Annotated in this window: 8 protein-coding genes and 2 pseudogenes; 9 read left to right on the forward strand and 1 reads right to left on the reverse strand. The window is 71.8% G+C overall.

From position 1 onward, the window contains the following. The 5 genes and pseudogenes from IE312_RS42135 to nusB all read left to right on the forward strand — a co-directional run. A pseudogene (locus IE312_RS42135) lies at positions 1-168 on the forward strand (3-dehydroquinate synthase); the annotation flags it as partial. 176 nt (positions 169-344) lie between these two features. Next, entirely contained in the window at positions 345-1,238 is an 894-nt protein-coding gene (locus IE312_RS27985) for a Pro-rich N-terminal domain-containing protein (RefSeq protein ID WP_189985076.1), read from the forward strand. A 122-nt stretch (positions 1,239-1,360) separates the two neighbouring features. Beyond that, positions 1,361-2,467, forward strand: a complete 1,107-nt coding sequence (locus tag IE312_RS27990) for an aminopeptidase P family protein (protein WP_189985077.1) — start codon at positions 1,361-1,363, stop codon at positions 2,465-2,467. 49 nt (positions 2,468-2,516) lie between these two features. Further along, positions 2,517-3,083, forward strand: a complete 567-nt coding sequence (gene efp, locus IE312_RS27995) for an elongation factor P (RefSeq protein WP_189985078.1) — start codon at positions 2,517-2,519, stop codon at positions 3,081-3,083. A 2-nt stretch (positions 3,084-3,085) separates the two neighbouring features. Next, positions 3,086-3,520: a transcription antitermination factor NusB gene (gene nusB / locus IE312_RS28000; RefSeq protein WP_189985079.1), complete on the forward strand. Its 435-nt coding sequence runs from the start codon at positions 3,086-3,088 to the stop codon at positions 3,518-3,520. A gap of 175 nt (positions 3,521-3,695) precedes the next feature. Here nusB and bldD read toward each other — a convergent pair whose 3' ends face one another. After that, positions 3,696-4,199: a transcriptional regulator BldD gene (gene bldD, locus IE312_RS28005; RefSeq protein ID WP_020938842.1), complete on the reverse strand. Its 504-nt coding sequence runs from the start codon at positions 4,197-4,199 to the stop codon at positions 3,696-3,698. Between the two features lie 309 nt (positions 4,200-4,508). Between bldD and pyrR the strand changes: the two genes are divergently transcribed. From pyrR to IE312_RS42140, 4 genes and pseudogenes are all read left to right on the forward strand, one after another. Beyond that, positions 4,509-5,081: a bifunctional pyr operon transcriptional regulator/uracil phosphoribosyltransferase PyrR gene (pyrR, locus tag IE312_RS28010; protein WP_189985080.1), complete on the forward strand. Its 573-nt coding sequence runs from the start codon at positions 4,509-4,511 to the stop codon at positions 5,079-5,081. Between the two features lie 90 nt (positions 5,082-5,171). Further along, the gene (locus IE312_RS28015) at positions 5,172-6,149 is read left to right on the forward strand and encodes an aspartate carbamoyltransferase catalytic subunit (RefSeq protein ID WP_189985081.1); all 978 of its coding nucleotides are present in this window, start codon (positions 5,172-5,174) and stop codon (positions 6,147-6,149) included. A gap of 5 nt (positions 6,150-6,154) precedes the next feature. Next, positions 6,155-7,441, forward strand: a complete 1,287-nt coding sequence (locus IE312_RS28020) for a dihydroorotase (RefSeq protein WP_189985082.1) — start codon at positions 6,155-6,157, stop codon at positions 7,439-7,441. Then, positions 7,438-7,675, forward strand: a pseudogene (locus IE312_RS42140) (PH-like domain-containing protein); the annotation flags it as partial. The gene IE312_RS28020 and the pseudogene IE312_RS42140, both read left to right, overlap by 4 nt.

Genomic DNA, 7,675 nt, shown 5'->3' on the forward strand with positions numbered 1-7,675 from the left:
TACCGCTACGACCAGTGGCCCAAGCTGCTGGAGACGATGAAGGTCGACAAGAAGTCCCGCGGCGACCTGCTGCGCTTCATCGTCCTGGACGGCCTGGCGAAGCCGACCGTCCTGGAGGGTCCGGACCCGGCCGTCCTCCTCGCCGCCTACGGCGAGGTCGGCCAGTAGGACCCGGGCGGTCCCGGACCGCTTCCGCCGCGTCCGATTTCCCTCGCCCACCGGGCACTTCGGGCCGCCCCCGGCCGTTTCACCGAACGACGGCCGGGGACGGTACCGTTCGGGCAGGGAGCGGGGCACACCCCGCCCCCCGCACGCATCGCCTGTACGAGACGGAGTGGCAACGGATGCAGCACGCAGTGGGGTCTCCGCTGCCGCCGCCCCATCAGCCGGGGCAGGGACCGCAGGCCGGCTGGGCGTCGGCCGCGCACCACCCGGGCGCCCCCCAGGGACCCGCGCCCGTCCCCCCGCCGCCTCCGGTGCCGGGCTTCCCGGCGCCGTCGGGCCCCGCGCCGGCCGCCCCGCACCAGCCACCGGCGCCCTCCGGCCCGGTGCCGCCGCCTCCGCCCCCCGCCTCCGCCGCGCCGGTCCCCGATACCACCGGACACGTCCCGCTGCCACCCGGCGGCCCGGTCGGCGCCCCCGCGGCGCCGCCCGCCGCGGCCGCGGCACCCGACCCGGCGGCCACCACCCTCGCCGTGCTGCTCATCGGCCCGGCGGGCGCGGGCAAGACCAGCGTCGCCAGGTACTGGGCGGACCACCGCCGCGTCCCCACGGCCCACATCAGCCTGGACGACGTCCGCGAGTGGGTCCGCTCGGGTTTCGCCGACCCCCAGTCCGGCTGGAACGACCATTCCGAGGCCCAGTACCGCCTGGCCCGCCGCACCTGCGGCTTCGCCGCCCGCAACTTCCTCGCCAACGGCATCTCCTGCATCCTCGACGACGCCGTCTTCCCCGACCGCCCGGTCGTGGGCCTCGGCGGCTGGAAGCGGCACGTGGGTCCCGGGCTGCTCCCGGTCGTCCTCCTGCCGGGGCTGGACATCGTCCTGGAGCGCAACGCCGAACGCACCGGCAACCGCCGTCTCACCGACGAGGAGGTGGCCCGCATCCACGGCCGCATGGCGGGCTGGTACGGCTCGGGACTGCCGATCATCGACAACTCCCAGCTGGACGTCCCCGGCACGGCCCGCGTCCTGGACGAGGTGCTGGCCAGGGCGATCGCGAGCCCGCCGAGCTGGTGAGCGGGCCGACCGCCGGGACCCACGGGCGTGGAGCCGTGCGCGCACCGCCCCCCACCTGCCCCGCGACCCCACTCGGCCCCTACGAATCGGCACAAACCGCACAAAACTCCTACGCTCGTGTCATGTCAGAGGTGTACGCGAACCGCCGATCCCGGCTGAGGGACCACGTCAACGCGGCCGGCACCGCGGCAGCGCTCGTCACCCGCCCGGCCAACGTCCGCTACCTCGCCGCCGCGGCCCCGCAGGGCGCCGTCCTGCTGCTCGGCAGGCGCGAGGATCTCCTGGTGTGCGCCGGTCCGCCGGACGACCGCCCCTACGAGGGCCGGCCGGACGAGCACCTGCGCCTGCACGTGCTCGCGTCGCACGACGGCGACGCCGCCGTCGCGGCGGCCGGCCTCGCCGCCGGCCAGGACGCCGACTCCCTGGCGGTCGAGGAACACCACCTCACCGTCACCCGGCACCGGGCCGTCGCCTCGGTCGCCCCCAAGCTCCGCCTCTGCGACCTCGGCGGGGCCGTCGAGCAGCTCAGGGTGGTCAAGGACGAGGAGGAGATCTCCTGCCTGCGCATCGGCGCGGAGATCGCCGACCAGGCCCTCGGCGAGCTGCTGGAGTCCATCCTGGTGGGCCGCACCGAACGGCACCTCGCACTGGAGCTGGAGCGGCGCCTGGTCGACCACGGCGCCGACGGACCGGCCTTCCCCACCTCCGTGGCCACCGGGCCGCACGCCGGCCGCCGCGGCCACCGTCCCACCGACCGGCGCGTGGAGGAGGGCGATTTCCTCTCGGTGTGCCTCGGCGCCACCTATCGCGGATACCGCTGCGAGATCGGCCGCACCTTCGTCATCGGCACCTCGCCCGCGGACTGGCAGATCCAGCTCTACGACCTCGTCTTCGCCGCCCAGCGCGCCGGTCGCGAGGCGCTGGCGCCCGGCGCCGCCTGCCGTGACGTCGACCGCGCGGCCCGCCAGGTGCTGGACTCCGCGGGCTATGCGGAAGCCCTGCCACCGCTGACCGGCCACGGTGTCGGACTCGAAATCGACGAGGACCCGCAGTTGGGTCCCTCAGCCATGGGTAAACTGGACGCTTGCGTGCCGGTCACCGTCGAACCGGGGGTCCACCTCCCGGGCCGGGGCGGCGTCCGGATCGATGACACGCTCGTCGTGCGCCCCGAGGCGGACGGCGGACCCGAGCTACTCACCATCACGACCAAGGAGCTGCTCGCGCTGTAGGAGTGCGTGCCCCGGGGTCGTCCACGTCAGTCCAGGAGATTCCGCAACCGTGGCTTCCACGAACGACCTCAAGAACGGCCTGGTGCTCAAGCTCGAAGGCGGCCAGCTCTGGTCCGTCGTCGAGTTCCAGCACGTCAAGCCCGGCAAGGGCCCCGCATTCGTGCGCACCAAGCTCAAGAACGTGCTCTCCGGCAAGGTCGTCGACAAGACCTTCAACGCCGGTGTCAAGGTCGAGACGGCCACTGTCGACAAGCGCGACATGCAGTTCTCGTACATGGACGGCGAGTACTTCGTCTTCATGGACATGGAGACCTACGACCAGCTGATGGTCGACCGCAAGGCCGTCGGCGACGCCGCCAACTTCCTCATCGAGGGCTTCACGGCCACCGTCGCGCAGCACGAGGGCGAGGTGCTCTTCGTCGAGCTGCCGGCCGCCGTCGAGCTGACCGTCCAGGAGACCGAGCCGGGCGTCCAGGGCGACCGCTCCACCGGTGGCACCAAGCCCGCCATCCTGGAGACCGGCCACCAGATCCAGGTCCCGCTCTTCATCACCACCGGTGAGAAGATCAAGGTCGACACCCGTACCAGCGACTACCTCGGCCGGGTGAACAGCTAACCGTGGCTGCCCGCAACACGGCCCGCAAGCGCGCCTTCCAGATCCTCTTCGAGGGCGACCAGCGCGACGCCGACGTCCTGACGGTCCTCGCCGACTGGATCCGGCTCTCCCGGTCCGACACCCGGCAGCCGCCGGTCAGCGAGTACACGATGCAGCTGGTCGAGGGCTACGCCGAGCGCGCGAGGCGGATCGACGAGCTGATCGCCCAGTACGCGGTGGGCTGGACGCTCGACCGTATGCCGGTCGTGGACCGCAACATCCTGCGGCTGGGCGCGTACGAGCTGATCTGGGTCGACGAGACCCCGGACGCCGTCGTCCTGGACGAGATGGTGCAGCTGGCGAAGGAGTTCTCGACCGACGAGTCGCCCTCCTTCGTCAACGGACTGCTGGGCCGCCTGAAGGAGCTCAAGCCGTCCCTGCGCCGGGACGAGGCCTGACCGCCCGGTACGCCATGCCACGGGGCCCGCTGCACGCCTGTGCCGCGGGCCCTGTGGCGTTCCTGCGGCGCATCGCGCGACGCACGAAGAAAACGCCGGAAACGCCGCCGGGGTGGCCGGAACCGCATGGTTCCGGCCACCCCGGCGGCACGTTTCTGCTGAGACCGGTGCGTGCTTACGCGTCCTCGTGGGTCGCGACCGCGCGGCGCGCGTCCGCGTCCAGGACGCCCCAGCTGATGAGCTGCTCGGTGAGGACCGAGGGGGACTGGTCGTAGATGACGGCGAGTGTGCGCAGGTCGTCCTGGCGGATGGAGAGCACCTTGCCGTTGTAGTCACCGCGCTGGGACTGGATCGTCGCCGCGTAGCGCTGCAGGGGGCCCGCCTTCTCGGCCGGCACGGTGGCCAGCCGCTCCAGGTCCAGGACCAGCTTCGGCGGCGGCTCGGCGGCGCCGCCCGGCGTGGTGCCCGGCAGGAGCTCCTGCACCGGGACGCCATAGAAATCGGCCAGCTCGGCCAGGCGCTGCACGGTCACGGCGCGGTCGCCGCGCTCGTACGAACCGACCACCACGGCCTTCCAGCGCCCCTGGGACTTCTCCTCGACACCGTGGAGGGAAAGGCCCTGCTGGGTGCGGATCGCCCGGAGCTTGGCCCCGAGCTGTTTGGCGTATTCGCTGGACATATAGCTCCCCGGACACTGTGTCGACGCGACCGGACTGTCTTCCCGCCGCGCGGCTGGTAACTCACTGTGAGGTTACGCAGCGTGACTCTTCTGCGTCAAGCCGAATGGTCCACCCCGACTCTTCCGTGGTAGTGGCGCTCCATTGCGCCAACCGGGTGAAAACGGGGTGACACGGGGGTCGACACTCGGGTGCCGGGAGACTGCCAGGGGGGTGGCGGTGGTCGGCCCCTTGACCTGCTACCGTGGATGGCGCAATTCCGACGTCCTTTAAGGTCCGTCCCGTGAGGCGGAGAAGGAGGTCCGTTTCGTATGGACAAGCACGACATGCCCGCGCACGCGTCCGATGCCCGGCCCGTTCTCGAGGGCCCCGATATCGCCCGGGTGCTGACCCGCATCGCCCACGAGATCGTCGAGCGCGCCAAGGGCGCCGACGACGTGGTGCTCCTCGGCATTCCGACCCGGGGCGTCTTCCTCGCCCAGCGGCTCGCCGCCAAGCTGGAGCAGATCACCGGCCGCAAGATCCCGGTCGGCTCGCTCGACATCACCATGTACCGCGACGACCTGCGCATGCACCCGCCGCGTGCGCTGGCCCGCACCGAGATCCCCGGTGACGGCATCGACGGCAAGCTGGTGGTCCTGGTCGACGACGTGCTCTTCTCCGGCCGCACCATCCGTGCCGCCCTCGACGCCCTGAACGACATCGGGCGCCCGCGCGCGGTGCAGCTCGCGGTCCTGGTCGACCGTGGCCACCGCGAACTGCCCATCCGCGCCGACTACGTCGGCAAGAACCTCCCCACGTCGTTGCGGGAGGCGGTCAAGGTCCAGCTCGCCGAGGAGGACGGTCGCGACACCGTCCTGCTCGGTGTGAAGTCCGGCCAGTAGCAACTCCGGTGCCGGGCTGCTTCGGCATGCCCGCACGCGTACCGGTTTGCCCTGAATCTCCTCACTGAACTGCCTTACGGAGCCTGACAGATGCAGCGCCATCTCATCTCGGCCGCCGACCTCACCCGCGACGACGCCGTCCTGATCCTCGACACCGCCGAGGAGATGTCCCGGGTGGCCGACCGGCCGATCAAGAAGCTGCCGACCCTGCGCGGCCGGACGATCGTCAACCTCTTCTTCGAGGACTCCACCCGTACGCGGATCTCCTTCGAGGCCGCCGAGAAGCGGCTGTCCGCGGACGTCATCAACTTCTCCGCCAAGGGCTCCTCGGTGTCCAAGGGCGAGTCCCTGAAGGACACCGCGCAGACCCTGGAGGCCATGGGCGTCGACGCCGTCGTCATCCGGCACGGCGCCTCCGGAGCCCCCTACCGCCTCGCCAACTCGGGCTGGATCGACGCCGCCGTCATCAACGCCGGCGACGGCACCCACCAGCACCCCACCCAGGCGCTGCTCGACGCCTTCACCATGCGCCGCCGGCTCATCGGCCGCGACACCGGCCTCGGCCAGGACCTGTCCGGCAAGCGGATCACCCTCGTCGGTGACGTCCTGCACAGCCGGGTCGCCCGCTCCAACGTCGACCTGCTGCACACCCTCGGCGCCGAGGTCACCCTGGTCGCCCCGCCGACCCTGGTGCCGGTCGGCGTCGGGACCTGGCCCTGCGAGGTGTCCTACGACCTCGACGCCGTCCTGCCCAAGTCGGACGCGGTGATGATGCTGCGCGTCCAGCGCGAGCGCATGAACGCGGCCTTCTTCCCGACCGAGCGCGAGTACTCGCGGCGCTACGGCCTGGACGGCGACCGCATGGCCAAGATGCCCGAGCACGCCATCGTCATGCACCCCGGCCCGATGGTCCGCGGCATGGAGATCACCGCCGAGGTCGCCGACTCCGACCGCTGCACGGTCGTCGAGCAGGTCGCCAACGGCGTCTCCATCCGGATGGCCGTCCTGTACCTGCTGCTCGGCGGGAACGAGCCGGCCGTCACCCACTCTCGTACCGAGGAGAAGTAAGACACATGAGCAAGATCCTGATCCGTGGTGCGAAGGTGCTCGGCGGCGCGCCGCAGGACGTCCTGATCGACGGCGAGGTCGTCGAGGCGGTCGGCACCGGCCTGTCCGCCGAGGGTGCCGAGGTGGTGGAGGCCGCCGGCAAGGTGCTCCTCCCCGGCCTGGTCGACCTGCACACCCACCTGCGCGAGCCGGGCCGCGAGGACTCCGAGACGGTCCTCACCGGCACCCGCGCGGCGGCGAGCGGCGGGTACACGGCCGTGTTCGCCATGGCCAACACCTTCCCGGTCGCCGACACCGCCGGCGTGGTCGAGCAGGTCTGGCGGCTCGGCCGCGAGCACGGCTACTGCGACGTGCAGCCCATCGGCGCCGTCACCGTGGGCCTGGAGGGGAAGAAGCTCGCCGAGCTGGGCGCCATGCACGAGTCCGCCGCCGGCGTCACCGTCTTCTCGGACGACGGCAAGTGCGTGGACGACGCCGTGATCATGCGCCGCGCGCTGGAGTACGTGAAGGCCTTCGGCGGCGTCGTCGCCCAGCACGCGCAGGAGCCGCGCCTGACCGAGGGCGCGCAGATGAACGAGGGCGTCGTCTCCGCCGAGCTGGGCCTGGGCGGCTGGCCGGCCGTCGCCGAGGAGTCGATCATCGCGCGGGACGTGCTGCTCGCCGACCACGTGGGCTCCCGCGTCCACATCTGCCACCTCTCGACCGCCGGCAGCGTCGAGATCGTCCGCTGGGCCAAGTCCCGGGGCATCCAGGTCACCGCCGAGGTCACCCCGCACCACCTGCTGCTCACCGACGAGCTGGTGCGCACCTACGACCCCGTCTACAAGGTCAACCCGCCGCTGCGCACCGAGCGCGACGTGCTGGCCCTGCGCGAGGCGCTCGCGGACGGCACGATCGACATCGTCGCCACCGACCACGCCCCGCACCCGCACGAGGACAAGGACTGCGAGTGGGCCGCGGCCGCCATGGGCATGGTCGGCCTGGAGACCGCGCTGTCGGTGGTCCAGGAGACGATGGTGGACACGGGCCTGCTGGACTGGGCCGGCGTCGCCGACCGGATGTCCGTCCAGCCCGCGCGGATCGGACAGGCCACCGGGCACGGTCGTCCCGTCTCGGCTGGTGAGCCCGCCAACCTCACCCTCGTCGACACGGCATACCGTGGCCGGGTGGACCCCGAGGGCTTCGCCTCGCGCAGCCGCAACACCCCCTACCAGGGGCGCGAACTGCCGGGCCGTGTGACGCACACATGGCTGCGGGGCAAGGCCACGCTCGTCGACGGGAAGCTCACGTGACACCTGTAATCCTGCTGGCCGAGGCGGAGAAGTCGGCCGAGGTCACCCACTGGGGGGCCCGCATCGGCTGGCTCGTCGGACTGGTCCTCTTCATCGCGCTGGTCTACTGGCTGATGCGCGAGGGCTGGAAGTGGCGCGGCACCCTCCAGGGCGACCTGCCCGAGCTGCCCGGCGCGCCGGAGCGGACCGGTCCGGCCAGACTGAGCATGAGCGGCCGCTACCACGGCTCCACCA

It is taken from the genome of Streptomyces capoamus, from assembly GCF_014654935.1.
GTDB lineage: Bacteria > Actinomycetota > Actinomycetes > Streptomycetales > Streptomycetaceae > Streptomyces > Streptomyces capoamus.